The sequence below is a fragment of the Aeromonas sp. 62-46 genome (assembly GCF_001898585.1).
GTDB classification, from domain to species: Bacteria; Pseudomonadota; Gammaproteobacteria; order Enterobacterales; family Aeromonadaceae; genus Aeromonas; species Aeromonas caviae.
This window is the reverse complement of the sequence record NZ_MKUI01000053.1, coordinates 12879-38699: the sequence shown is the minus strand read 5'-3', so window position 1 is coordinate 38699 and position 25821 is coordinate 12879. Positions and strand designations below refer to the sequence as shown.

Here is a 25821-nt window from a genome sequence, read left to right as displayed (position 1 = left end):
CCCTAGACGCCGCACAGGCGCTCGGCGCCCGCCAGCAGGGTGTCGTCATCCTTGGAGAAGGAGAGACGGATGACCCGCTGATCCGTGCCGTCGTGATAGAAGGCGGAGACGGGAATCGTAGCAACCCCGTGATCGCGGATGAGCCGCTGCACGAACAGGCTGTCCGGCTCGTCGCTTACCCGCTCGTAGCTCGCCAGCATGAAGAAGCTGCCCGCCGAGGGGAGCAGGGTCAGGCGCGAACCGGCCAGGGCCGAGGTCAGCAGGTCGCGCTTGCGCTGGTAGAAGGCTGCCAGCCCCTGATAGTGGGCCGGTTGCTGCAACAGGTGGGCGAAGCCGTACTGCATGGGGGTGTCGGCGGCGAACATGGCGAACTGGTGCACCTTGCGGATCTCCTCCATCAGGGGGCGGGGCGCCACGCAGTAACCCACCCGCCAGCCGGTGACGTGGAAGGTCTTGCCGAAGGAGAAGACGGCGACGGAGCGTTCCACCAGCTCCGGATAGCGGATGACGCTCTGGTGCAGGGCGCCGTCGAACACCACGTGCTCGTACACCTCGTCCGAGAGGATCAGGATGTCGGTGCCGCGCACCAGGCGGGCGAGGCGCTCCTGATCCCCTGCCTGCCAGACGGTGCCGGTGGGGTTGTGGGGGGTGTTGAGCACTATCATGCGGGTGCGGGGGGTGATGCGGGCGGCCACCTCGTCCCAGGGAATGGCGAAATCCGGCGCCTTGAGGGCGATCACCACAGGGGTGGCTCCCTGCAACTGGATCATGGGGCGGTAGCTGTCAAACGCCGGCTCGAACATGATCACCTCGTCGCCGGGGTGAACCAGGGCGGTGATGGCGCAGAACAGGGCTTCGCTGGCGCTGGCGGTGATGGTGATCTCCTCGCCCGCGTCATAGTGATGGCCGTAGCTGGCTGCAATCTTGGCCACCAGTTGTTCGCGCAGGGCAGGCAGCCCCGTCATGGGGGCGTACTGGTTTTCACCGGCCAGCATGGCCTCGTGGGTCACCCGGATGAGCTCGGGATCGCAGGGGAAGCTCGGCGCCCCCTGGGAGAGGTTGATGCTGGGGTGGCGGGCGGCCAGATCCCCGATCACGGTGAAGATGGTGGTGCCCACCTGGGGCAGTTTGCTGGAAACCTGGGGGATGGACATGGGGCCGTCACCTGCGTGTGTGAAAGAGGTCCCTTTTTAGCCCCCCCAAGGCTTGCCGGACAACGGATTATTCGGCATGGTATGCATGAGTTTTTCTCAAGCATGGAGGCTTGTCATGTTGTCCACCCAGCCGCGTACTCAGTTGCCTCTCTATGGCCTGCAGGTCTTCGAGTGTTCTGCCCGCCACCTGAGTTTTACCCTGGCTGCCGACGAGCTGTGCGTGAGCCAGGGGGCGGTGAGCAAGCAGATCGCCCAGCTGGAGGCGCGCCTGGGCCACCTGCTGTTCGTGCGCGGCACCCGTTGCCTCACCTTGACTCCGGCCGCCGAGCGGCTGCTGCCTTTCGTTCGTGAAGGGCTGGCCCGCATGGGGGAGGGGCTCAGCGCCTTGCAGGCCCTGCCCCACGAGCAGGCGATCAGCATCAAGGTGCCCTCCTGCGCCAGCCGCTGGCTGCTGCGGCGGTTGCAGGCGTTCGAGGGGGAGGCGGTGGAGGTGCGTGGCAGCCACAGCCATGGCATCGACTTCTCCCGGGAGCCCTTCGATCTCGCCATCGTCTACCAGCCCTGCCTGGGGCGCTATCCCCACAGCCAGCCCCTGTTTCGGGAACGGCTGACCCCGGTCTGCGCCCCGGCGTTTGCTGCCAAGCATCGTCTGTTCGAGCGCGACCTGAACGAGCTGCCCCTGCTGCCCCTCATCCATGCCAGCGCCGATAGGCGGGACTGGCGCAACTGGTTTGCCGCCTTCCTCGACATCCCCTGGCAGCCCCAGGGGGGGCAGCTGTTCGATACCCTGGACTTGGCGATGAATGCTGCGCTGCAGGGGTTTGGCCTCTCTCTCGGGGATCCCACCATAGTGGCCGAGGAGCTGGAGAGCAGCGCCCTGGTCGCTCCCTTCGCCCCCGTGCTGGAGACGGATCACGAATACGCCCTGATCGCCCGGCCCGACAGCCAGCGCCACGGGGTGCAGCGGGTCTGTCACTGGCTGCTGGAGGGGGAGGGTCATCCCTGAGGGGACGCGAAATGAAACAGCCCCGCGGGCGGGGCTGTTGTCAGGCGAATACCATCTCCATACAGTCATGGTGATGGTCGCTGGCCGATTAAAGGGTCACTGGCAGATCTTGTAGTAGACCTCGTTCCAGCGCAGTTGCTCTTTGAGCGCGGGGATGCGGGTATGCTCGTCGATGACCACAAACTCGATACCCATGATGTCGGCGAAGGTGCGCAGCTGCTCGATGTCCACCGCCTGGGTGAACACCGAGTGGTGGGCGGCGCCCGCCAGGATCCAGGCCTCGGCGCTGGTCTGCAGGTCCGGCAGGGGTTTCCACAGGGCGCTGGCCACCGGGAGTTTCGGCATGGCCTCTGGCAGGTCCACCACTTCCAGCTGATTGACCACCAGACGGAAGCGGTTGCCGAGATCGATGAGGCTGGCGTTGACCGCCTTGCCCGCCGGGGCCGCGAACAGCAGGCGGGCCGGATCGGCCTTCTTGCCTATGCCTAAATGCTGGGCGTCCAGCACGGGTTTGCCTGCGGCGATGGAGGGGCAGACCTCCAGCATGTGGGCCCCCAGCACCAGGTTGTTGCCCGCCTCCAGGTGGTAGGTGTAGTCCTCCATGAAGGAGGCTCCCCCCGCAAGGCCATATCCCATCACTTTCAGGGTGCGCAAGAGGGCCGCGGTCTTCCAGTCCCCTTCTGCCCCAAAACCGAAGCCTTGCTCCATCAGGCGCTGGCAGGCGAGGCCCGGCAGCTGGTGCAGACCATAGAGATCTTCGAAGGTGGTGGTGAAAGCGCCAAAGCCGCCGTCGGTGAGGAACGTCTTCATCCCCAGCTCCTGGCGCGCCGCCTCATACAGTGAGGCACGCAGCGGTCCACCCGCCTGCACCGCCTCGGTCAGGGTGTAGGTCGCCTCATATTCGGCCAGCAGCGCCTCGATGTCGCTCTTGGGCACGGCATCGATCACCTTGACCAGATCGCCGACCGGGTGGTAGTTCACCTGATAGCCGAACTGGATCTGGGCCTCAATCTTGTCGCCCTCGGTGACCGCCACGTTGCGCATGTTGTCGCCAAAACGGGCAATCTTGAGGTGGCGGCTGTCGTGGATGGCGGCGGCGATGCGCATCCAGTTGCCAATCTTCTGTCTGGCCTCTTCATCCTGCCAGTGACCCACCACCACGGTGCGGGGCAGCCGCAGGCGGGCCCCCATGAAGCCGAACTCGCGTCCGCCGTGGGCGGTCTGGTTCAGGTTCATGAAGTCCATGTCGATCTCGCTCCAGGGGAGATCCCGGTTGAACTGGGTGTGGAACTGCAGCAGAGGCTTTTGCAACTGACTCAGCGCCGGGATCCACATCTTGGCAGGGGAGAAGGTGTGCATCCACACCATGAGCCCGGCGCAGCGCTCGTCGTGGTTGGCATCCCGGGCCACCGCGCTGATTTCATCCAGGGTGGTACCGGTGGGTTTGAGCACTATCTTGAGGGGCAGGTTCGCCCCCTCGTTGAGCTGGCTGGCGATGGTGTGGGCGTGATCGGCCACCTGCTTCAATGTGGTGGCGCCATACAGGTGCTGGCTGCCGACCAGGAACCACACTTCCAGCTGTTTCATCAATTCCATGAGTTTGTCCTCTTTTAGGCTTTTGTCTGGCCGTAATAGGCGTGTTTGCCATGCTTGCGCTGGTAGTGCTTCTCCAGCAGGTAATCGGGCAGGGGGCGGGCCCCCGGGTTGATCTGGCCGGTGAGCCAGGCCATGCGGGCCACCTCTTCCAGCACCACGGCGTTGTGTACTGCATCCTCGGCGCTCTTGCCCCAGCTGAAGGGGCCGTGGTTGGCCACCAGTACCCCCGGCATGGTGAGGATGGGGGTCTGCTTGAGGGTTTCGACGATGAGATGACCGGTCAGCCCCTCGTAGTCCTCCTCCACTTCGCCCGGGGTGAGCAGGCGGGAGCAGGGGATCTCGCCGTGGAAGTAGTCGGCCTGGGTGGTGCCGAAAATGGGGATGGGGCGCCCCGCCTGGGCCCAGGCGGTGGCGTGGGTGGAGTGGGTGTGCACCACGCCGCCAAGCTCCGGATAGGCGCGATAGAGCACCAGGTGGGTGGCGGTGTCGGAGGAGGGGCGAAGGTCCCCCTCCACCTGCTTGCCCGCCAGATCCAGCACCACCATGTCCTCGACCCGCATCCGCTCATAGCTGACGCCGCTTGGCTTTATCACCACCAGATTGCGCTCTCGGTCGATGCCGCTCACGTTGCCCCAGGTGAAGGTCACCAGGCCATGGCGCGGCAGATCCAGGTTGGCGGCGAGCACCTGCTCCTTGAGGGTCTTGAGGCTCATGCCGGCACCCCCCGGTTGTAGAGCGGTTCGGCGGCGGCGCCCCAGGCGAGGTAGCGCTGGTAGAGGCGTTCATACTCGGCGACCTGCTCGGGGTGTGGCTGGTGGGTGCGCTCCACGGCGCTCGCCATGTGGTGCTGGGCCTTGGCCACATCGGGATGGATCCCGGCCGCCACGGCGGCAAAGATGGCCGCCCCCAGGGCGCAGCACTGATCCGAGGCCACCACCTGGATGGGCCTGTTCATCACGTCGGCGCAGGTCTGCATCACGGTGGCGGACTTGCGGGCAATGCCGCCAAGGGCGATCACCTGCTCCACCGGCACCTGCTGACTGGTCATGCACTCCATGATGCTACGGGCACCGAAGGCGGTGGAGGCCACCAGGGCGCCGAAAAGATCGGGGGCATCGGTGCCGAGGTTGATCCCCGTGAGGGTGCCCTGCAGGCGCTGGTTGGCATAGGGGGTGCGCCGGCCGTTGAACCAGTCGAGCACCACCGGAAGGTGCGCCAGGTCGCGCTGCTGATCCCAGGCGGCGGCAAGGTTTGGCAGCAGCTCCCGCTTGTGGGCCTCGATGGCGGTGCGCAGCTCCGGATACTGGGCGGCGAGGCTGTCAAGGGGCCAGCCTAGCTGGCGCTGATACCAGGCATAGATGTCACCGAACGCGGACTGTCCCGCCTCCAGCCCCACCATGCCCGGCACCACGCTGCCATCCACCTGGCCGCAGATCCCGGCAATGGCCCGATCACCTATGGTGGCCTCGTCGGCGATCAGGATGTCGCAGGTGGAGGTGCCTATCACCTTCACCAGGGCATTGTTGCCGGCCCCGGCTCCCACCGCCCCCATGTGGCAGTCAAAGGCGCCGCCGGCAATCACCACTTCGCAGGAGAGGTGCAGCCGCTCCGCCCACTCCGGGGTCAGGGTGCCGACCGGCAGATCGGCGGTCCAGCTGTCGGTAAAGAGGGGGAAATCGAGATCCTCCGTCAGCAGGGGATCCAGGGCATTGAGGAAGTCGGCGGGGGGCAGGCCGCCCCAGCTCGGGTGCCAGAGGGACTTGTGGCCGGCGGCACAGCGCCCGCGTTTGAGGGTGGCCGGGGCCTGGGTGCCGCTCAGGATGGCGGGGACCCAGTCACACAGCTCGACCCAGTTGCAGGCGGCGGCGCGCACGGCGGCATCGGCTCGGGAGACGTGCAGGATCTTGGCCCAGAACCACTCGGAGGAGTAAATGCCGCCGATGTAGCGGCTGTAGTCGGGGAATTGGCCGCCGTGGCACAGGGCGGTGATGGCCTCGGCCTCCTCGATGGCGGTGTGATCCTTCCACAGCACGAACATGGCGTTGGGGTTGTCGGCAAACTCCGGACGCAGGGCCAGCACGCGCCCCTCTCTGTCGATGGGGGCGGGGGTGGAGCCGGTGCTGTCCACCCCGATGCCGCGCACGGCGGTACGCTGACTCGGTGTGAGCTGGCTCACCACCGCCACCACTGCCTGCTCCATGGACTCCAGATAGTCGAGGGGGTGGTGGCGGAACTGGTTGTTGACCGGTTGGCAGTAGTGGCCTGCCTGCCAGCGCGGGTAATAGACGACATGGGTCGCCAGCTCGGCGCCGTCCTGGCAGCGCACGGCGAGTGCCCTGACCGAGTCGCTGCCGAAATCGAGTCCGATGACGATGTGCTCAGACATAAGTGCTCCTGACCATCAATGAGGGGTGACTGGGGGGAACCATAGGAGATGGGCAGGAGGGGCGGTTAGCCATTGGCTGCTGGAAATATGGATTTTAACGCTGTCAGTGCGACAGGGTGACAGCTCTCAAAAATTCGATATGTGACGAAATTGCTAATTATATAGACGAAATGGCTGCAATCTCATGGCGTGATCCTGCTCTCCATTTTTAATTGTGAAAACGATTACAACTTGGTTCGCTCAACCAGCAACAACAATAACGTCCTGTTTAAGCATGTTTTTATATGGCTGCGACTTGATTGACTCAACGAGCAGCACTGCGTGGATACATGGATTGATAGAACCGTTGGAGACATTCGCATGAACAAAATCGTTAAAGGCATGATCGCGATGGGGTTCGCCCTTGGTATGGCAAATTCTGCTTTCTCGGCCGAAGCGCTGAAGCTGGGCTACCTGGTCAAGCAGCCCGAGGAGCCCTGGTTCCAGACCGAGTGGAACTTCGCCGACAAGGCGGGCAAGGATCTGGGCTTCGAGGTGATCAAGATAGCCGTCCCCGACGGGGAGAAGACCCTCAATGCCATCGATAGTCTGGCGGCGAATGGCGCCAAGGGTTTCGTCATCTGCACCCCTGACCCAAAGCTCGGGGCCGCCATCATGGCGAAGGCCAACAGCATGGATCTGAAGGTCATCACGGTGGATGACCAGTTCGTCAACGCCAAGGGCCAGCCCATGGAGCAGGTGCCGCTGGTGATGATGGCCGCCACCAAGATTGGCGAGCGTCAGGGGCAGGAGCTCTACAAGGAGATGCAAAAGCGCCAGTGGGACGTAAAGGCGACCGGGGTGCTCGCCATCACCGCCGACGAGCTCGACACCGCCCGTCGCCGGGTCGAGGGCTCCCTGGGCGCGCTCAAGGCCGCCGGTTTCCCCGAGGGCCAGATCTTCCGCGCACCCACCAAGAGCAACGACATTCCGGGGGCGCTGGATGCCGCCAACTCCATGCTGGTGCAACACCCCGAGGTCAAGAACTGGCTCATCGTCGGCATGAATGACAACACGGTGCTCGGCGGCGTGCGCGCCACCGAAGGGCAGGGCTTCAAGGCGGAGAACGTCATCGGTATCGGCATCAACGGGGTGGATGCGGTGAACGAGCTCTCCAAGTCCAGCGCCACCGGCTTCCTCGGCTCCCTGCTGCCCAGCCCGGACGTACACGGCTACAAGAGCATCCAGATGCTCCATGACTGGGTCGTCAACGGCGCCGAGCCTGCCAAGTTCACCGAGGTGACCGACGTGGTACTCATCACCCGCGACAACTTCAAGGCCGAGCTGCAAAAGAAAGGGCTGTGATCCCCATCCCTTGATACCCATGCCGGCATGGCGGAGTGCGCCGTGCCGGCTGGCTGGAGTCATCTCATGAATCAAGTTCCATATCTGGAGTTTTGCGGCATCAGCAAGGAGTTTCCCGGCGTCAAGGCGCTGCAGAACGTCTCCTTCGCCTGCCAGCAGGGCACGGTACACGCGCTGATGGGAGAGAACGGGGCCGGCAAGTCCACCCTGCTCAAGATCCTGAGCGGTTTTCAGGCGCCCACCCGCGGGGTGGTGAAGCTGGCGGGTCAGGAGAAAGTGTTCCAAAACACGGTCGATGCCCTTGAGAGCGGGATTGCCATCATCTATCAGGAGCTGCACCTGGTCCCTGAAATGAGCGTGGCGGAGAACATCTACCTGGGGCAGTTGCCGACCCGGCGCGGCGTCATCGATCGGGAGAAGCTCTATCAGGATGCAGCCAGGCAGCTGACGCGCCTCGGGATGGACGTCTCCCCCGAGACGCCGCTCAAGTACCTGTCCCTGGGTCAGTGGCAGATGGTGGAGATCGCCAAGGCCCTGACCCGGGACGCCAGCGTCATCGCCTTCGACGAGCCGACCAGCAGCCTGTCGTCCCGCGAGATTGAGCAGCTGTTTCGGGTCATCCGCCAGTTGCGGGACGAGGGCAAGGTCATTCTCTACGTCTCCCATCGCATGGACGAGATCTTCGCCCTGTGCGATGCCATCACGGTGTTCAAGGATGGCCAGTTCGTGCGCACCTTCGCTTCCATGGCCGAGGTGGACCGGGATCTGCTGGTCAAGACCATGGTGGGGCGCGAGCTGACCGACATCTATGGCTACAGCCCAAGGCCGCTCGGTGAGGCGGGCCTCAAGGTGGAGCACCTGATGGGGCCCGGCCTCAAGGCGCCGGTGTCGCTCGAGGTAAAGAGAGGGGAGATCCTCGGCATCTTCGGGCTGGTGGGGGCCGGGCGCAGCGAGCTGATGAAGCTTATCTTCGGCGCCGAGACACCTCGAGGGGGCGAGATATCGGTGTTTGGCAAACAGGTGGTCATTCAGAGCCCCATCGACGCCATTCGCAGCGGCATCATGCTCTGCACCGAAGACAGGAAGGCGCTCGGCATCATCCCCATCCATTCGGTGCAGGAGAACATCAACATCAGCGCCCGCCGCCACCACGCGTGGGGAGGCTTCTGGATCAACCAGAAGTGGGAAGACGAGAACGCGAGGCTGCGGATCCGCGACATGCGGGTCAAGACCCCGTCTCCCCAGCAGGCCATCATGAACCTCTCCGGCGGCAACCAGCAGAAGGCCATTCTGGGGCGTTGGCTGTCGGAAGACATGAAAGTGATCCTGCTCGATGAACCGACCCGGGGCATCGACGTCGGGGCGAAGAACGAGATTTACAACGTGATTTACGATCTGGCCAAGGTGGGCATCGCCGTGATGGTGGTCTCGAGCGAGCTGCCGGAGGTGCTGGGCATCGCGGATCGGATCCTGGTCATGCGGGAGGGGGAGATCGCCGGAGAGCTTTCCCACGACGAGGCCAACGAGGTCAAGGCGCTCAATCTGGCCATGCCGGCCCGTTGACCCGCTGACCGCAACGAGATAGCACCCGGAATTTTCAGGAGAAATACCATGACAACAACGACCTCGGTCGGCCAAGCCGCCAACGACACCGCGGCGAGCGGTACCCGCCTGCAACTGACCCGCATCTGGGATCAGTACGGCATGCTGGTGATCTTCGCCATCCTGTTCCTGCTCGCCTGCGTGCTGGTCCCCAACTTCGCCAGCCTGATCAACATGCGGGGGCTCGGGCTTGCCGTCTCCATGTCGGGCATGGTGGCCTGCGGCATGCTGTTCTGCCTCGCCTCCGGCGAGTTCGACATGTCGGTGGGCTCTGTGGTGGCCTGCTCCGGGGTTGCCTGCGCGGTGGGCATCAACGCCACCGAGAGCATCCCCCTCGGCATTCTGGCCGGTCTCTCGGTGGGCCTTGTCTTTGGCCTCATCAACGGCATCGTCGTGGCCAAATTCAAGATCAACGCCCTCATCACCACCCTTGCCACCATGCAGATGGCGCGCGGGGTGGGCTACATCATCTCCGACGGCAAGGCGGTGGGCATCGTGGAGGAGGGCTTCTTCGAGCTTGGCAACTCCGCCCTGCTCGGCATCCCGACGCCCATCTGGCTGACGGCTGTCTGCTTCGTGCTGTTCGGGCTGCTGCTCAACAAGACCACCTTCGGGCGCAATACCCTGGCCATGGGGGGCAACGAGGAGGCGGCACGTCTGGCCGGGGTCAACGTGGTGCGCACCAAGATCATCATCTTCACCATGACCGGGCTCATCGCCTCGCTCGCCGGCATCATCCTCGCATCCCGCATGACCTCGGGTCAGCCCATGACCTCCATCGGCTTCGAGCTGGTGGTGATCTCCGCCTGCGTGCTGGGGGGGGTCTCCATGAAGGGGGGGATCGGCAAGATCTCCTACATCATCGCCGGGGTGCTGATCCTGGGGCTGATGGAGAACGCCATGAACCTGCTCAACATCTCCCCGTTTGCCCAGTACGTGGTGCGTGGCCTCATCCTGCTCGCCGCCGTGCTGTTCGACCGCTACAAGCAGGTGCGCAAAGCCCGTATCTGAGCGATGTGTTTCCTCGTCACCGGGCGGGCCTCGCGTCGGCCCGGTGTTTTCCCCGGCAAGCTGTGAGCCAGTTCAACAATTTCACAACGAACAGCTTGCGAACATAGGGGGTTCCTACGCCGGATCTCTACAATGGCCCATGTCGACTTTTTTACCGAAACCCTGTTTTCCGCCATGTCCTCGATGCAAAAAGAGAAGCCGAAACAACTCAATCCCCTGCTGCCTGGCTACGCCTTCGACGTCTTCCTGGTCTCGGGGATGACTCCCATCGAGCAGGGGAGCGCGCTGGATTTCACCATCGACAGGCCCCACGGCATGAAGGGGTTCATCGTCAATCTGACCATCAAGGGCAAGGGACAGATCTTTCAGGGGGACAAGGCCTTCACCGTGGAACCCGGCGACCTGCTGCTCTTTCCACCAGCGGCGGTGCACCATTACGGCCGGGCGCCGGATGCCCGAGAGTGGTATCACCGCTGGGTCTATTTCCGGCCGCGGGCCTATTGGGCTGACTGGCTCAAGTGGCCCCAGGTGACGGAGCAGGTGGGGCGACTGCAACTGGCGGACAACCAGCTGCTCACCGAATTCGACGCCCTCTTCCTCGACATCGAGGAGACCCACAAGCAGCTGCGGCCCATGTCGGAGCAACTGGCCATGAACCTCTTGGAGCGGTTGCTCATCCGCTGCTACGAGGCATCGTCCCAGAATGCCTATCCAGCCATCGATCACCGGGTCCACGAGGCGTGCCAGATCCTGAGCGAGTCCCTCTCGGCCGAGATCTCGGTGGAAGCGCTGGCGGAGCAGGTGTTCTTGTCCCCCTCGCGCCTCGCGCACCTGTTTCGCGAGCAGGTGGGGGTGAGCATAGTGCGCTGGCGCGAGGATCAGCGCATCATGCGGGCTAAGCTGTTGCTGCAGACCACACCGCTGTCGGTCGCCACCATAGGCCAGCAGGTGGGCTATGACGATCAGCTCTACTTCTCGCGGGTATTCCGAAAGCGGGTAGGAGTCAGCCCCACCGAATACCGCAAGTGCGCCACCCCGCTGTGAGCAGAGCCCAGAGATGACAAAGCCCTCATGACGAGGGCTTTGTTATCCATGAGGGGCGGATGCGCAATCAGCCCTGACGAGCCTTGAACCTGGGATTGCTCTTGCAGATGACGAACAGCTTGCCGCGCCGACGCACGATCTGACAGTCCGGGTGACGCGACTTGGCGGATTTCAGGGAGGCGAGGACTTTCATTGTTTCTCTTTTCCTTTGCTGAAGAACTGACCGAATCGCTGGCCGAAGCGAGCGACCTGACCTTCCTTGCCGACCTGCTTCTGTTTGCCGGTATAGAAGGGGTGGGACGCGCTGGAGACATCCAGCGTCACATAGGGGTAGGTGTTGCCATCTTCCCACTCTCTGGTGCGATCGGTGGCCAGCGTGGAGCCGATCAGAAAGTAGGTATTGCTGGCGAGATCGTGGAACAGAACCTTGCGGTATTCAGGGTGAATATGGGGGCGCATGATTGCCTCTTCTGTTATGTTATAACAAGGCGTGAATAATGCGATGGATGAGAATCAATATCAACTGTTTTTTCCATGATGACAGCGATGGGGGAAAATCGGGGCCGTTCGGCTGCACATCGTCAGCGAGAAGGTGTGAGCGGTGAGGGCCTATGTGCAGCCACCATCTTTACTTTTTAAAATTACTGTATAAAAATACAGTTAATTATCATGGAGACGTACCCTATGCGCCTGGAAATCATCATCGACAGAAAACACCAGATCCCCACCTCGACCATGGAGGCCTTGCGCCAGGAGCTGCTCAAGCAACTGGGTGAGCGCTTTCCCGATCTGCATGTGCGGGTGGCGCCGGGTAGTGCCATGGCTCTGACGGTCAGTCGCGCCAGCAAGGAAGACAAGGAGCTGGCCGAAGCCATGGTTCAGGAGGTGTGGGAAAACGCCGATAGCTGGATGCCGGAAGAAGAGGCTCTGGAGGCCTGAAGATAAGCTCTCAGCAGCAAGCATCGTCGTGATCTGCCAGGCCGAGAGGAGGAGTCTCCAGCCGGATGATGATCCCTGTACTGGCTTTGCCGAACCGCTCTTCAAAACACGCAGCCATGGGCTGCGTGTTGCGTTGATGGGGGAGGCGCATGACCATGAAGGCGAAAGGCGAAAGGCGAAAGGCGAAAGGCGAAAGGCGAAAGAGTAATGTCTCTGGCTGCGCTCAGAGTCCCGCCCAACGCTTGAGGCTGTCGACCTGCACCCGTTGGGTGGCCTGTGCGATGTCGCCATTGGCACGCAGTGCCTTGAGGGCGGTGGGGAGCGCCGCGCGTACCTCGTCCGCCGTCATGCCCGGTTGCAATGCCGGGTGGTAGGCAAGCCTGAGCAACACGTAATCGAGCCCGGTCAGAAAGCTGTCGATGCTGCTGTCATTGAAGATGGAAGGGAACACCTTGTCCGAGTCGTTGGGCAGCCCCATCACCTGGCTTAACTCTTCCACCACGCAATCCAGAAAACGGCCCTTTGCCCGGCTGTAATCCACCGGAATGATGATGGTGGCACGGGTGATCTCGTAGCGAGCGTTGGTGGCGAAATTGGCCAGGCAGATCCCCTCTTTGAGGGCGATGCGCACCGACTCGTCCTGGCGCATGGTGCGTGCAGCCCAGCTCGCCATCTGTTTGTGCCGGGTCATGATGAGGGTGAGATTGGGGTTGTCGTTGACAATCTCGATGGGGTGACCGGTGATCCTGCTCAGGTGACGGGTCTGTACCTTGACGACCTCGGCCTGCAGCGGCTTGTCGCCGAATTCGTTGACGAGCTTGAGACGCACGGGGCCCGGCCAGCGGGAGAAGTGCTCCTGTTGTTCATGGCCATACTCCCGTTTCATGGCGATTTCCATGAAGCTTTGGACAAGGTAGTCATCACGTTGCCAGCGTTCGGTGGCCGACAGCGGCAGGGAGAAGAGCCAGAGCATCAGCCCCTGGAGCAACCAGTGCCCATGGCGAACGGGCTGGACAGGTGTGTGCCATGGGCGCATCTTGCCTCCTTGCAAGGGGATCAGCGGGCGGTACGCTCGATATCACGCCAGGTGAGCCAGAGCCTGAGATCGAACTCCAGTTGATGATAGTCCGGTTCCATGTGCTGGCAGAGCTGGTAGAAAGCCTTGTTGTGATCCTTCTCCTTCAGGTGGGCCAGCTCATGCACCACTATCATCTTGAGAAAGGCGGGATGGGCCTCCTTGAACAGGGCGGCGATGCGGATCTCGTTCTTGGCCTTGAGCTTGCTGCCCTGCACCCGGCTGACATAGGTGTGCAGTCCCAGGGCATCCTTGATCACGTTGATCTTGCCGTCGAAGATCACCTTGGAAAGCGGCGCCGAGCTTTTCAGGTAGCGGTTCTTCAGCTCCATGGTATAGGCGAGCAGCGCCTTGTCGCTCTGGACGAGGTGGGTTTGCGGGTAGCGCTTGGCCAGCATCTCGCCGAGTTTGCCCGCCGCAATCAACTGCTGTACCTGAGCCTTGAGTGGCTCCGGATAGCCCCCCAGATAAGTCAGCTCCGCCATGATTCTTCCCTCTGCCGCGAAAAAGAGCGCCATTGTAGTCAGGATGGGGCCCCTTGAACATGGTCGGCCCCCTCTTTATGACGGCAACGAAAAGGGGCCATCACCAGGATGGCCCCTTCTGTGTGCCTGATTAGCGGCGCCGGTACAGGCCCGGATCCACCTCTTCATACTGGTCTGTCAGATACTGGTAGAAGGCAAGGTGGGAGGGGGAGGTCGGAGTCTTGAGCTCCTGTGCCACCCGCTCCGGTTTGGCGATGATGAATTTGGGGTGTTGGCGCTTGATGTCAGCCAGCACCCGCTCGCGCACATCGTAGGGCGGGTTGACGTTGGCAAAGAACAGATAGGCGGAGGCCGGCTGGCGATCGGTCCAGAGGTAGTATTGCGGCTGGATGCCATCGACCCAGATCTTGTCGGTGTGCGCCGTCTCAGCCAGGATACGATCGACCCTGACCTGGGCGGGGGGATTGAACGGCCTGCCCTTGAGATTGCCTTCCCAGGCGTTGTTGACCAGCAGCGCCAGCATGGCCAGCGAGGCGAGCCAGGGGGTGGCGCTTCGCACGTCCCAGGCGCGCCAGAGCGGGACCAGAATGAGCACGGGCAAGGCCCACAGCAGGCTGTTGCCGAGCACCTCGCGCACCCGCTCCAGAGACCACTCCTTGGTGCTCCAGCCATAGCCGAGCTGCTGTGCCAGCAACCAGCTGGCGGTCAGCACCACCAGGGAGATGCAAAGTAGCCCCAGGGCATCGGATCGCTGCTCGCTTCTGTCCAGCAGGCAGGCGAGCGGCAGCAGGCCAAGCTGCAGATAGAGCACGTCATAGTGATCGAACACATGGCCGGAGACCGAGTTGGCGATCAGGGTGAACAGCACCCCCAGCAGGGTGGCGCACAGCGCGGGGAGATACCACTCCTGGCGGCGCCCGAGCATCAGGACGAGGAAGGCGGGCAGCAGCATGATGAGGCCGGTGCGCAGCAGACCGACGGCGCCTACCTCAGGAGAGAAACCGTTGCCGTAGCTCCCTTCAAAGAAGATGCCGAAGGCGTAGTATTTGAACTCTGCCAGCACGTCGTGGTGCTGGAAGTAGGCATAGAGCGGGCCGCCGACGAGAGCCAGTCCAAGCAGGCTGGAAAAGAGCAGGGCAAAGGCGCAGCGCCACTGCTCGCGCAGGCACCAGTGACAGAAGAGCACCAGATACCAGGCACCCCAGAAGGCGCCGTTGTTGGTGCGCATCCAGGCCACGATGGCGAAGGTGAGTGCGGCGACCAGGGCCGGTCCCCAGCTGAATCGCTTGTCCAGCAGCATGGTGATGAAAGCCCACTGGGCGATGAGGGCCAGATGGAATGTCCAGTCCTCAGTCATGTTGCCGTAGTAGTAGCGAGTGCTGTAGAGCGCCAGCAGGGCCAGCATGCTGCCAAGTCGCGCCCGCACCGAGAGCCCGAGCTGCGAAAAAGCCTGCCAGCTCGCCATGAGGCCCAGCCAGCAGAGCACCCACTCCAGCAGCCAGATCCCGAAGAAGCCACCAAGGCCATAGCCCAGAGCATCGAGGGCGAAGATCATGGGACCCTTGATGTCGATCATGTCCCGATAGAGTACGCCCCCCTCGCTCCACATCTTGCCCATCACCGCAAACAGGGAGGCATCAAATCCCGGGGCCATGCCGTGGAACAACGGATTGCGCAGACAGAACAGCAGAGCCATCAGGGCGGTGAGCAAGATGACCGACGGCCTGATCCCGGGATTGTGGCGGTGCGGGGTAAAGCGGATGGCATGATTCATGGGTGACCTGTTCCTGCGGGAAAGACTGAAAAAGCGGGCTTATCTTGCCGAGCCGGGCTGCACGATGCAATGGAAGAAGTGTAGGCACCTGAAATAATTCGTAAAAGTATCGTTTTCACGCCTCTGGCTGCACTGGCAGGCCCCATCACAAGACAGGGCTGGCGCAGTCGGGCGTCACAGCCTGAGGTTGCATGGTAGGGGGCCTGCGCCTGGGAGCGGATCAGGATTCCCCTATGCGGGGGCAAGGCGGCACCGACCCGGGATGGGCCGGTGCCAGATTCACTGGCCGTGATACTCCACCAGGGCCGGCAGGGGGCTGAGTTCCGGCAGGTGGCGTGCCCAGCGCAGGAAGGCATCCGCCAGGGTAATGCCGAGCTCCTGATTGTGCTGGGTCAGGGTGCGGGCAAGGGCCGTGTAGCCCTCCTTGCCGGAGGCGGTATAGGCACTGGAGACCCCGCGATAGATGGCATCCGGCTCGACGTGCTGCCACTGACCCGGGCTGACTTCCCATTCCAGGCGAGTGATCCTCTCCCCTTTGGGTCTGTCGGCCTGATAGCAGAAGCGCACCCCGGCGGTATAGGGGAAGCTGCCGCTGCCATTGCCCGTCACCCCGTTGTTGGTGGCGTTGTCGATGGCCCCCTCCAACGCCTCGGCCAGTTCATGGCCGTGCACCCGGTAGAGGGTGAGGGGAATGGCAAAGGGCAGCAGGCGCCCGGCAACGTCTGCTTCGGTCAGGGGGCCGGGCTCGAGGGAGCAGCGCACGCCCCCGGCATTGTGCAGGGCAAAGTCCACCTGACCCACCTGTTCGCGGGCACTGGCCAACATGGCACTCGCTACCAGGGGGGCGACCTGGCTGCCGGCGGGCAGGCTGGCATCGGGTAGGCGCTGGTGATGGAGCGGATCGGCGAGCCGGGTCACCACGCGCCGGGTCATGGTTTCGAGCTCGGGACGATAGCGTCTGGCCAGATGCTGCTCGAGCTCGGGGGCCGGTTCGCAGAAGTGCAGCCCCGCAGGAGGCGGGGAAGCAAAGGGCCAGGGATCCCAGGGTAACCACTCCAGCTGGCCGCGGCTTTGGCACACGCGTCCCTGCTCGTCGAAGGTGAGTTCGCACACCCCGAGACAGAGGGCGCTGTGGGCGGCGTGCAGGATGGCCACCCCGTTCACCATGAGGGGATAGCTGCCTTCGCTGTCGAGCCCGAGCGGCGCCAGATCCCCCAGCAGGCTGTGGGTGTGCCCGCCGACGATGAGGCTGAGCTCGGGGAAGCGGGTCGCCAGTCGCTTGTCCTGCGCCAGACCCAGGTGGCTGAGCAGGATAATGTGCTGGATGCCGGCGGCCTTGATCTCGCCGAGGGCGCGGCTCAAGGTCTCTTCGATACCGTGGAAACGGGTGTGGGGATCGGGGCTCGCGATGGCGGCCATCTGCGGCAGCGTGATGCCGAGCAGGGCGAAGGGCACGTCGTCGATGACGCGCTTGTGCCAGGGGCGGCTTGCGTCAAACAGCTGCGGCAGTCCCTGCAGCCGCAGCGGGGCATCGGCGGGCTCCTGACGGTTGTCGATGTTGGCGGCGAGCACCGGGAAATCGAGCTGGCGCAAAAACTCCACCAGCGGCCCGTTGCCCAGATCGAATTCGTGGTTGCCGATCACCATGGCATCCGGTCGCAAGAGGGCCAGCAGGTCCGCATTGGCCCGCCCTTTGAAGCGGTTGAAGTAAAGTGACCCCTGGAAGGTATCGCCGCCATGCAGCAGCAGGCAGGTCTGGCCGGCTGCCTCGGCCTGTTGGCGCAGGGCGGTGAGCCGGGTCAGGATGCGGCCATAGCCGCCGCACTGGGTGCGCCATTCGGACTCGCCATCGGGGGAGAAGCGCATGGGGGCGCCATCGAAATGGGAGTGGCAGTCGCTGAAGTGGGCAAGTTGAACCGTCATACTCAAGGCTCGGTCCTCCTTAGGAAAAAAGAGCACCGAGTCTACTGCATGGGGTGGGGGGGATACCAGCCCGGCGGCAGCCGGGCCGGTAAAGAGTCAGGCGGGAACCATGATCTGGGTGGCGAGGATCACTACCAGCAGGCCGACGGCCACCGGCAGCGAGGTACGTTTGACCACCTCGAACGGAGAGAGATTGCCCATCCCCGCACAGGCGACCACCACCCCGGAGACCGGCGAGATGGTGCGGCCGAGGTTGGATGCCTGCAGCATGGGGATCACCAGATAGGCCGGGTTGACGCCGAGGCTGGTGGCCAAATGGGGGATGAGCTCCACGAAGGCGTAGAAGGGGGCGTTGCCGGAACCCGTGGTGAAGGCCGCCAGGGTGGTGATGACCACCAGCACCAGCATGATGATGATGCCGCCGGTACCGAAGCTCTGGGCCAGATCCAGGAGGTTGGCGATGAAACCAAGCCCCATCAGACCCTGGGCAAAGACCCCGGCACCCACCAGCAGCATCACCACGCCGGCGAAGGCGTCGGCCATGTTGCGCCAGCACACCTGCAGTCCGTCCAGCAGCTCGCGGCCGTTGCGCTTGCGCACCAGCTCCAGCAGGGCGGCCAGCACCAGGCAGATGACGATGATGGTGACGATATCGAGCTTGGGCCCCAGTTTGCCGTCAAACAGCAGCACACCGATGATGGGGGTGAAGGGCAGGATGGCGTAGAAGCCGGGGGCGTCGGTGACGAGATCGCTCGGGGCGACCGCGGCGTTGTGCTCCCCGGCCTTCTGATCCAGATAACGCTGCCAGAAGAAGTGGGTCACCGCCATGGCGGCGATGGCCACCAGGGAAATGGGCAGGGTCAGCTTGAAGGCAAACTCGATGAGCTCCATGTTCGCGGCCTGGGCGGCCATCACCACGTCCCCCGAGGTGGGGGAGAGGATGATGGCGGCCGGCGAGGCGCACACCGCCGCTGCCGCGCCACGGGAGATCCCCATGTTGACCATCAGCGGGAAGAGGGTGGCCATCAGCAGAACCCCGAGGCCAGTCGCGGAGCTCACCGCCAGCGACATGGCGCAGGCGACCAGATAGGCGGCCACCAGCAGGATGTAGGGGGACTTGATGACACCGAGGGGCTTGCTCGCGAGCTTCACCAGTATGGTGTTGGCGCCGATGTGGCTCATGTAGCCAGCAAAGCCGCACAGCACCATGATGAGCATGCCGAGGCCACCCCCCCTGTCGACCAGCAGGAAGCGCACGTATTCGAAGATGTCGGTGGCCATGTGGCCGGTGGAGGGGACGCTCGCCGGCAGCACCGCCTTGCCCATCAGGGCGGTGATCGCCAGCAGCAGCAGGCCGCCGCTGAGCAGTACCCCGGTGGCGGAGTAACCCTTGAAGATGTAGCGACCCACGGCCAGGGTGACCAGGGTGCCGATCAGGAGTTCTATCATAAAACCTTCCCAAGAGTTGAAGTGAGGGGGTGGCCTGCCAGGGCTCACCAGAGGGTTGCGCTGGACTATCCGGTATCGGCCAACAAAAACACTGCGGATATTACCCACTAAGGAGTATTTCACCATCCATTCGATGGCAGCTTGTGATCTCGACTGCAAATCCCCGCCTGAGCCGGGGTGATGACTCGCACGTTTGCAGCAACCGGGTGCCAAGAGCGGATGACAGGGGGCTGGATCAGGGGTAATCTCCCAATCGGGTTATTAATTCATTGATTATTAATTGAAATTAAGCCGGGACTCACAAGGAGCAAAGCCGCGGACAGATGGGACTCTTCAGCAAGACAGGGGTGACGGTGGCCCTCATTTATGCCGCCTCAATCGGTGCTGTACCTTCCCACTATGCCGGTGTGAAGGTCGCCCCCGATATCAAGGTCGACTTCCAGTTCTATCGGGTCTCCGGGGCCGATGTGGGGGCCGTGATGCGCCAGATCACCGCCTTGTCGCCCACCCAGGCGGACGGGCACATCGGCAAGGCCAGCTATCAGCTCTCCTGGCAGTTGCAGACGAAGGCGACGGCGGCGCGCTGCGAGCTGGAGCAGGCCAGCGTCCGTGCCCGCATCCAGGTCAGGGTGCCCAACTGGATGGACAAGGCCCGTGCGCCCGCGAAGGAGCGCCAGAAGTGGGACAAGCTGGTGGCCGCCATGTTTGACTACGAGAGCCGTCACAAGGACATCCTGCTGGAGAGCGTGAGCCAGCTTGGCACGCGCCTCGCCCAGTTGCCGGTGACCCGGGATTGCCCAACCCTGGAGCATCAGGGCTGGCAGGCAGGGCAGGCGGTGCTGGAGGCCACCCGGGCGCGGTTCGACACCCTGGCCAGCCAGACCGATCAGGGGCGCAAGCTGGGGGTCGTCTGGCCCAGGGCTGGCTGATGACACGTGTACAGGCCCATGGACGCTCATGGGAAACATAAAAAACGGGCTGATTGAGCCCGTTTTTTATTGGTGTGTCCAATGGCGTGGAGGCGGGCAGCCCCGGCTCCTGGGTGGCTAGTCGCGCAGTGGCTTGCCCCTGCGCAGCCTTCGCACCCAGTAGCGGGCGGGATGGAGCGCCTCCAGCAGATCGGCGGCCAGCGGCAGGGGATCGCCGCAGATCTCGCTGGCGACCAGTTCGCCGCACAGGGGCGCCGAGCACAGACCTCGGGAGCCGAGCGCCCCCAGCACGTAGAGGCCGGCGTGCAGGGGTAGTGCGCTCTGCTGATCCGCGGGGGCGTTGACGTCATGATCCGCCAGCGCCGCCAACCGGGCGACGGGCCCGGCTACCGGCAGGTGATCCCGGCTGGCGCAGCGCACCCCGATGCGGGCCTGAGCACCGCTCACATCCACCTCGGCAGGCCAGCGCTGCTGGGGCACACAGGCTTGCAGCCGCGCCTTGTTCTGCTCCTGCTCGTCGGTGCGGTATGCAAGGTCGGTCTGGTTGCGGCCATAGCTGGCCCCGATGCAGTGCGCGCCGTTGTGGGCCGGGGTGAGGTAGCCATCGTAGCAGAGCACGCTCTTGAGCTGGCTCAAGCCAGCCGTGGTCGGCACATGGCTCACCTGGCCGCGCACCGGATAGAGAGGAAGCTCGGCAAAGGGGAGAAGGGTTGGCAACTGATGCCCGGCCGCCACCACCAGATTGGGGGCGTGCCACTGGCGGCCATCCCGGCTCTCCACTCGCCAGCCATCGGCCTCTTCGGCAATGCGGGTTACAGCGGCATTGAACACCACTTCCAGCCGCCCGCTGGCCTGCGCCTCCCTGATGGCGGCGCGGGTGAGATCCGCCGGACAGAGCCAGCCCCCTAGGGGATAGCTCACGCCATCCGCATCGCAGGGCAGGCCGACCACCTGTTCAACCTCCGCTGCCGAGAGTGGGTGCATCAGCTCGGGGGGGAAGGGGCCCTGGCTCATCTTGGCAAGCTTCGCGGCGGATTTGTCGTCGTAGCCGAGTTGGGTGACGCCACACAGCGAGAAGGCGACGGGGTGGTGCTTTGCCAAAGCCAGCAGCCGGTTTCTGGCAAAGCCGAAGGCCAGCGAATAGAAGCGCGACAGGGCATCGTGTTCGCCGTTAAGCAGGGGGTAGAGGGCTCCTTGTCGATTGCCGGAGGCGCCGCTGGCCGGTTCGCCATCTTCGCACAGCAAGGTGACGTGCCGACCCCGCTCCACCAGAGAGAGCGCCGTCATGGCGGAAGCGATGCCGCCACCGATGATGAGCACCTCTCCCTCCCGCCCTGCGGGGCGGGCATACCAGGGGGCGATGCTCTGCTGCGGCACTTTGCCTTCCCGAACACCCGCCAGCATCTCCCGCTTGCTTCCGTGGCCCTTCACCTTCTTCATGGCAAAGCCGGCGGCAATCAGCCCCCGTCGCACGAAACCGGCGCAGGTAAAGGTCGAGAGGGTGGCATCGGGGCGGGCGAGGCGAGCGAGATCGTCGAAGAGATCCTGGGTCCACATCTCTGGGTTCTTGGCAGGGGAGAAACCGTCCAGATACCAGGCGTCCACCAGACCGGTTGCCGGATGGGGCACCTGAGGCAGCATCTCCTTGATGTCGCCAAACCAGAGATCGAGGCGGATGCGGCCATCGGCAAAGAGCAGGCGATGGCAGCCGGAGACCGGCAACGGCCACTGGTCGATGAGAGGCTGGCTCAAGGGGGCGAGCTCGGGCCAGGCGGCCAGGGCCTTGCGCAGATCGGCCTGGGTAAGGGGGTATTTCTCGACGCTGATGAAGTGCAGCCGGGATCCGTTGCCGGACAGGGGGGCCTGTTCCAGAAAGGCGGCCATTGTGGCCAGAAAGTTAAGTCCTGTACCGAAACCTGTTTCACCAATCACGAAACTGTCACTATCGTGGTGCGAAAATCGCTCTGGCAGTCGATTTTGCTGCAAAAAGACGTAGCGGGTTTCACTTAGACCGTTATCATTGGAAAAGTACACATCCCCGAACTCACTGGAGACTGGAGTTCCCGCTTCGTTCCAGTCCAATCGGGCATGATGTAAGGATGTTTGACTCACGTTTTCCTCGGCTCGCGTCACAAAATCGCGGGCATTCTACGTGAAAGCAGACCAGTTTGGCAGCCGAAAGCGGGTAGACTCGGTGCCAGTTTTTCCAGACGAGATGAATTAATGAGAAGAGCAGTGATCACCGGTATCGGCGTCATCTCCAGTATCGGCAACAACAAGGAAGAGGTGCTGGCCTCCCTGAAAGCAGGCAAATCCGGCATCACCTATTCCGAGCAGTTCGAGCAGTACAACCTGCGCAGCCGTGTCTGGGGTAACATCAAACTCGATCCGTCTGAACTGATCGACCGTAAAGTCATGCGTTTCATGGGTGACGCCGCGGCCTACGCCTACCTCTCCATGCAGCAGGCCATCGAAGATGCCGGCCTGCCGGAAGAGATGGTCTCCAACGAGCGTACCGGCATCGTGACCGGTTCCGGCGGCGCCTCCGGCAAGAACACCTCCGAATCTGCCGATATCGCCCGTGAAAAGGGCGTCAAGCGGGTGGGTCCTTACATGGTGCCACGTACCATGTCTTCCACCACCTCAGCCTGTCTTGCCACCCCGTTCAAGATAAAAGGTGTCAACTACACCATCAGCTCCGCCTGTGCGACCTCTGCCCACTGCATCGGTCACGCCCTGGAACTGATCCAGCTTGGCAAGCAGGACATCATCTTTGCCGGTGGCGGCGAGGAGCTGGACTGGTCTTCCACCATCCAGTTCGACGCCATGGGCGCGCTCTCCACCAAGTACAACGACAACCCGGAAAAAGCGTCCCGCACCTATGATGCGGACCGCGACGGCTTCGTCATCTCCGGTGGTGGCGGCATCCTGGTGGTCGAGGAGCTGGAACACGCCCTGGCCCGTGGTGCCCACATCTACGCCGAAATCACCGGTTACGGTGCGACCTCCGACGGCTACGACATGGTGGCCCCGAGTGGTGAAGGCGCCGTGCGTTGCATGAAGATGGCGATGCAGGGTGTCGGCAAGGTGGACTACATCAACACTCACGGTACCTCTACTCCGGTTGGTGACACCAAGGAGCTGGAAGCCATTCAGACCCTGTTTGGCAGCAATGCACCCAAGCTCTCCGCCACCAAGGCGATGACCGGCCATGCCCTGGGCGCCGCCGGCGTGCACGAGGCCGTCTACTCCCTGCTGATGATGGAACACGGCTTCATCGCCCCCAGCATCAACATCGAGAACCTGGACGAGAAAGCAGTGGGCCTGCCCATCGTGCGTGAATACGAAGCGGCCGACCTCAATACCGTCATGTCCAACAGCTTCGGCTTTGGCGGTACCAACGCCTCTCTGGTGTTCAGCAAGTTCAAGGCTTGATCTCCCTGTGGGGAGCACAACGCGAAATAGAAAAAGGCGCCGAAAGGCGCCTTTTTTATTGAACTCTTTTTATTGAATTCTTTTTATTGAACTCTGCTGATGGTTCCCGGTTTGGGACCGCTGTCAGCCAGGGGCAACCGCATATAGACTGCCCCGTCACCATACTCCACCAGCGATTTGCCGGTGTCGGCGGGCACAAACCCCTGCTTGCGCCAGAAGGCGGGGGCATCCTGAACCGCCACCAGGCCTGCATGGCGATATCCTGCATGGCTCGCGAAAGCGAGCGCCCTTGCCAGCAGTCGCTGTCCGACACCCAGGCCGCGTGCCTTGCTCGAGACAGCGAGATCGTGCAGATAGAACTCGTCGTGACCGGCCAGCGCCTTCATCGGCACCGAGAGGGGCGGGGGCTGGTGGGCACGCCAGGGGTGGCAGAGCAGGTAACCCAGCACCTTGCCCTGACGCTCGGCCACCCAGCAGGAGGCGGGGGCCAGCTCGGTTTTGTTCTGCATCACCTCGAGGGGCTCGGGTTCGAACTGGTGATAACACTCGTGCTGGATGGCCATGATGGCGGGCCAGTCTGGCGTGCGGATGGTGCGGATCGTGATCATGATGCGGGTCGGGTCCGTACTCAAACCGTGGCAAAAAGGGGTGACAGCATACCCCAGAGAGCACACAAACGAAACCGGGTTACCTGTCAGCGACTCGTCAGCGAACCGGTTCCTTGCTCACGACCTTGATCAGCTGGTAGCGCAAGGAAGGGGCATCGGCCGGCACATCGGCAAGTTGCTCCTTGCTCACTTCCAGTTGATAGCGAAAGCCCGGTTCAAAGGTGAAGCCTTCGATCTGCTGATAGAAGAGGCTCCAGCTCTCGCCCGGCTGACTGCGTACCTGCATGCACTTCATGGGGGCGACACCGACGCAGTCTGCCAGCTTGTCCTGGATATAGAGGGTTTCGGTGGTCGGGGCGCTCTGGCAGGCGCTGAGCAGGAGGGCAGAGCTGAGGAGCAGGGGAGATTTCATGATGAGTGTCCTTGGCGTAAAAGGGCGCGATTAAACCTGCAAAAGAAAAGGCGGTCAATGACCGCCTTTGTAACAAACCATGACAGATCGGGCTCAGCGCTGGTCGAGGGGCACGAACTCTCGCAGGGGCTGACCGGTGTAGAGCTGACGGGGACGGCCGATCTTCTGATCCGGGTCCGAGTGCATCTCGTTCCAGTGGGCAATCCAGCCGATGGTACGGGAAATGGCGAAGATCACGGTGAACATGGACATGGGGATGCCGATGGCCTTCATGATGATGCCGGAGTAGAAGTCCACGTTCGGGTAGAGCTTCTTCTCGATGAAGTAGGGGTCGGACAGCGCGATGCGTTCCAGCTCCATGGCCACGTCCAGCAGCGGATCCTTGATCTGCAGCTCGGTCAGTACCTCGTGGCAGGTTTCGCGCATCACGGTGGCACGGGGGTCGTGGTTCTTGTAGACCCGGTGGCCGAAGCCCATCAGACGGAACGGATCGTTCTTGTCCTTGGCGCGGCCGATGTACTCGGGAATGCGATCCACGGAGCCAATCTCTTCAAGCATCTTGAGGCAGGCTTCGTTGGCACCACCGTGGGCCGGGCCCCACAGGGAGGCGATCCCCGCGGCGATACAGGCAAACGGGTTGGCACCGGAAGAACCGGCCAGACGCACGGTAGAGGTGGAGGCGTTTTGCTCATGGTCCGCATGCAGGGTGAAAATGCGGTCCATGGCGCGCTCGACGATGGGGTTGACCTTGTACTCTTCGGTCGGCACGCCAAACATCATGTGCAGGAAGTTGCCTGCATAGGAGAGGGCGTTGCGCGGCTGCATGAAGGGCTGGCCGATGGAGTACTTGTAACACATGGCGGCCAGGGTCGGCATCTTGGAGAGCAGACGGAAGGCACAGATCTCGCGATGCTCCTCGTTGTTGATGTCGAGGGCGTCGTGATAGAAGGCGGACAGTGCGCTGACCACGCCGCACATGACGGCCATGGGGTGGGCGTCGCGGCGGAAGCCGCGGAAGAAGAAGGCGATCTGCTCGTGCACCATGGTGTGGCGGGTGACCAGACGTTCAAATTCCGCATATTGGGTCTTGGTGGGGGCCTCGCCGTACAGCAGGATGTAGCAGACTTCGAGGTAGCTGGCCTGGGTGGCCAACTGGGCGATGGGGTAACCGCGGTGCAGCAAGACACCCTGGTCGCCATCGATGTAGGTGATGGAAGATTTGCAAGAACCGGTGGCCATGAAGCCGGGGTCGAAGGTGAAATATCCTTGCGTGCCCAGCTTTCTGACATCGATCACATCGGGTCCAACGGTACCGGAGAGGATCGGCAGTTCAACCGGCTCTTTTCCGGGCAGATGTAGGGTGGCTATCTTATCAGCCATAGCACGTCTCCTTTGCTCTTTTATAATTTGGTTCCAGCCCTACTTTATTACGACTGTTATGACGCTGGCAAAGGTTCTTACCCGTACCACGGCGGCTGGAGCGCCTTATTTGAACCAGAGAACCATGTCTTTGTCAATTTTGCTGGATGATCATTAATGACTTGTTAAAGCTGTTGTGAGATCTGGTTTACGGTTTTGGATTTTCTGTGTAGCTATTTGATTGTCATTGGTTAAGGCCGCCGATATACTGCGCCACGTGGGTGATGGTC

The 25821-nt window shown here is 62.7% G+C and carries 23 protein-coding genes; 8 read left to right on the top strand and 15 right to left on the bottom strand.

Going from position 1 to position 25821, the window contains the following annotated elements; genetic code table 11:
• Positions 1–2: 2 nt before the first annotated feature.
• Positions 3–1154, bottom strand: coding sequence for a methionine aminotransferase (locus tag BGO64_RS16920; protein ID WP_261999857.1), 1152 nt, complete (start codon positions 1152–1154; stop codon positions 3–5).
• A 115-nt stretch (positions 1155–1269) separates the two neighbouring features.
• Here BGO64_RS16920 and BGO64_RS16915 point away from each other — a divergent pair, with 115 nt between their 5' ends.
• The gene (locus BGO64_RS16915; protein WP_286701053.1) at positions 1270–2160 is read left to right on the top strand and encodes a LysR family transcriptional regulator; all 891 of its coding nucleotides are present in this window, start codon (positions 1270–1272) and stop codon (positions 2158–2160) included.
• Between the two features lie 96 nt (positions 2161–2256).
• On the opposite strand, the gene araA is transcribed toward BGO64_RS16915, so the two are convergent.
• Genes araA through BGO64_RS16900 form a run of 3 tightly spaced genes read right to left on the bottom strand, consistent with a single transcriptional unit; the run spans position 2257 to position 6142 of the window.
• Positions 2257–3756 (bottom strand): L-arabinose isomerase, encoded by a 1500-nt coding sequence (gene araA, locus BGO64_RS16910; RefSeq protein WP_286701052.1) that lies wholly within the window; start codon positions 3754–3756, stop codon positions 2257–2259.
• 14 nt (positions 3757–3770) lie between these two features.
• A complete protein-coding gene (locus BGO64_RS16905) occupies positions 3771–4469 on the bottom strand; it encodes an L-ribulose-5-phosphate 4-epimerase (RefSeq protein WP_201894215.1) in 699 nt (232 codons plus the stop codon).
• Positions 4466–6142, bottom strand: a complete 1677-nt coding sequence (locus tag BGO64_RS16900; RefSeq protein WP_286701051.1) for a ribulokinase — start codon at positions 6140–6142, stop codon at positions 4466–4468. The genes BGO64_RS16905 and BGO64_RS16900 overlap by 4 nt, the downstream gene beginning before the upstream one ends.
• Positions 6143–6502: 360 nt before the next feature.
• On the opposite strand from BGO64_RS16900, the gene BGO64_RS16895 reads away from it, so the two are divergent.
• The 4 genes from BGO64_RS16895 to araC all read left to right on the top strand — a co-directional run bounded on the left by BGO64_RS16895 (position 6503) and on the right by araC (position 11143).
• The gene (locus BGO64_RS16895; protein WP_039040094.1) at positions 6503–7486 is read left to right on the top strand and encodes an arabinose ABC transporter substrate-binding protein; all 984 of its coding nucleotides are present in this window, start codon (positions 6503–6505) and stop codon (positions 7484–7486) included.
• Positions 7487–7552: 66 nt separating this feature from the next.
• Entirely contained in the window at positions 7553–9049 is a 1497-nt protein-coding gene (gene araG, locus BGO64_RS16890) for an L-arabinose ABC transporter ATP-binding protein AraG (RefSeq protein WP_286701050.1), read from the top strand.
• Between the two features lie 48 nt (positions 9050–9097).
• On the top strand, positions 9098–10099 hold the full coding sequence (araH, locus tag BGO64_RS16885; RefSeq protein WP_010674477.1) for an L-arabinose ABC transporter permease AraH: 1002 nt from the start codon (positions 9098–9100) through the stop codon (positions 10097–10099).
• Between the two features lie 132 nt (positions 10100–10231).
• Positions 10232–11143 carry an arabinose operon transcriptional regulator AraC gene (araC, locus tag BGO64_RS16880; protein WP_039040092.1) on the top strand — a complete coding sequence of 304 codons (912 nt, stop codon included), beginning with the start codon at positions 10232–10234 and terminating at the stop codon, positions 11141–11143.
• Positions 11144–11210: 67 nt separating this feature from the next.
• On the opposite strand, the gene ykgO is transcribed toward araC, so the two are convergent.
• Entirely contained in the window at positions 11211–11336 is a 126-nt protein-coding gene (ykgO, locus tag BGO64_RS16875) for a type B 50S ribosomal protein L36 (protein ID WP_010674479.1), read from the bottom strand.
• Positions 11333–11602: a type B 50S ribosomal protein L31 gene (locus BGO64_RS16870; RefSeq protein WP_039040091.1), complete on the bottom strand. Its 270-nt coding sequence runs from the start codon at positions 11600–11602 to the stop codon at positions 11333–11335. The genes ykgO and BGO64_RS16870 overlap by 4 nt, the downstream gene beginning before the upstream one ends.
• Before the next feature lie 225 nt (positions 11603–11827).
• Here BGO64_RS16870 and BGO64_RS16865 point away from each other — a divergent pair, with 225 nt between their 5' ends.
• A complete protein-coding gene (locus tag BGO64_RS16865) occupies positions 11828–12082 on the top strand; it encodes a DinI family protein (protein ID WP_010674481.1) in 255 nt (84 codons plus the stop codon).
• A gap of 223 nt (positions 12083–12305) precedes the next feature.
• Here BGO64_RS16865 and BGO64_RS16860 read toward each other — a convergent pair whose 3' ends face one another.
• The 5 genes from BGO64_RS16860 to dcuC form a co-directional block, all read right to left on the bottom strand.
• The gene (locus BGO64_RS16860; protein ID WP_080944271.1) at positions 12306–13055 is read right to left on the bottom strand and encodes a DUF2927 domain-containing protein; all 750 of its coding nucleotides are present in this window, start codon (positions 13053–13055) and stop codon (positions 12306–12308) included.
• Between the two features lie 83 nt (positions 13056–13138).
• Entirely contained in the window at positions 13139–13642 is a 504-nt protein-coding gene (locus BGO64_RS16855; protein ID WP_010674483.1) for a M48 family metallopeptidase, read from the bottom strand.
• A gap of 130 nt (positions 13643–13772) precedes the next feature.
• Positions 13773–15416 carry a hypothetical protein gene (locus BGO64_RS16850; protein ID WP_286701049.1) on the bottom strand — a complete coding sequence of 548 codons (1644 nt, stop codon included), beginning with the start codon at positions 15414–15416 and terminating at the stop codon, positions 13773–13775.
• A 279-nt stretch (positions 15417–15695) separates the two neighbouring features.
• Positions 15696–17345 carry a bifunctional metallophosphatase/5'-nucleotidase gene (locus tag BGO64_RS16845; RefSeq protein WP_286701048.1) on the bottom strand — a complete coding sequence of 550 codons (1650 nt, stop codon included), beginning with the start codon at positions 17343–17345 and terminating at the stop codon, positions 15696–15698.
• 90 nt (positions 17346–17435) lie between these two features.
• Entirely contained in the window at positions 17436–18788 is a 1353-nt protein-coding gene (gene dcuC, locus BGO64_RS16840) for an anaerobic C4-dicarboxylate transporter DcuC (RefSeq protein ID WP_286701047.1), read from the bottom strand.
• 323 nt (positions 18789–19111) lie between these two features.
• Between dcuC and BGO64_RS16835 the strand changes: the two genes are divergently transcribed.
• Complete coding sequence (locus BGO64_RS16835) at positions 19112–19717, top strand: DUF922 domain-containing protein (RefSeq protein ID WP_010674487.1); 606 nt, start codon at positions 19112–19114, stop codon at positions 19715–19717.
• 117 nt (positions 19718–19834) lie between these two features.
• Here the strand turns inward: BGO64_RS16835 and mnmC are convergent, their stop codons facing one another.
• Positions 19835–21850: a bifunctional tRNA (5-methylaminomethyl-2-thiouridine)(34)-methyltransferase MnmC2/FAD-dependent 5-carboxymethylaminomethyl-2-thiouridine(34) oxidoreductase MnmC1 gene (gene mnmC, locus BGO64_RS16830; RefSeq protein WP_223952841.1), complete on the bottom strand. Its 2016-nt coding sequence runs from the start codon at positions 21848–21850 to the stop codon at positions 19835–19837.
• 90 nt (positions 21851–21940) lie between these two features.
• On the opposite strand from mnmC, the gene fabB reads away from it, so the two are divergent.
• Complete coding sequence (gene fabB / locus BGO64_RS16825; RefSeq protein WP_029314417.1) at positions 21941–23152, top strand: beta-ketoacyl-ACP synthase I; 1212 nt, start codon at positions 21941–21943, stop codon at positions 23150–23152.
• An 83-nt stretch (positions 23153–23235) separates the two neighbouring features.
• Here the strand turns inward: fabB and BGO64_RS16820 are convergent, their stop codons facing one another.
• From BGO64_RS16820 to BGO64_RS16810, 3 genes are all read right to left on the bottom strand, one after another.
• Positions 23236–23760, bottom strand: a complete 525-nt coding sequence (locus tag BGO64_RS16820; RefSeq protein ID WP_160837940.1) for a GNAT family N-acetyltransferase — start codon at positions 23758–23760, stop codon at positions 23236–23238.
• A gap of 97 nt (positions 23761–23857) precedes the next feature.
• On the bottom strand, positions 23858–24172 hold the full coding sequence (locus tag BGO64_RS16815) for a DUF4377 domain-containing protein (RefSeq protein ID WP_041215298.1): 315 nt from the start codon (positions 24170–24172) through the stop codon (positions 23858–23860).
• 93 nt (positions 24173–24265) lie between these two features.
• Positions 24266–25552, bottom strand: coding sequence for a citrate synthase (locus tag BGO64_RS16810; protein WP_010674492.1), 1287 nt, complete (start codon positions 25550–25552; stop codon positions 24266–24268).
• Positions 25553–25821 lie beyond the last annotated feature (269 nt).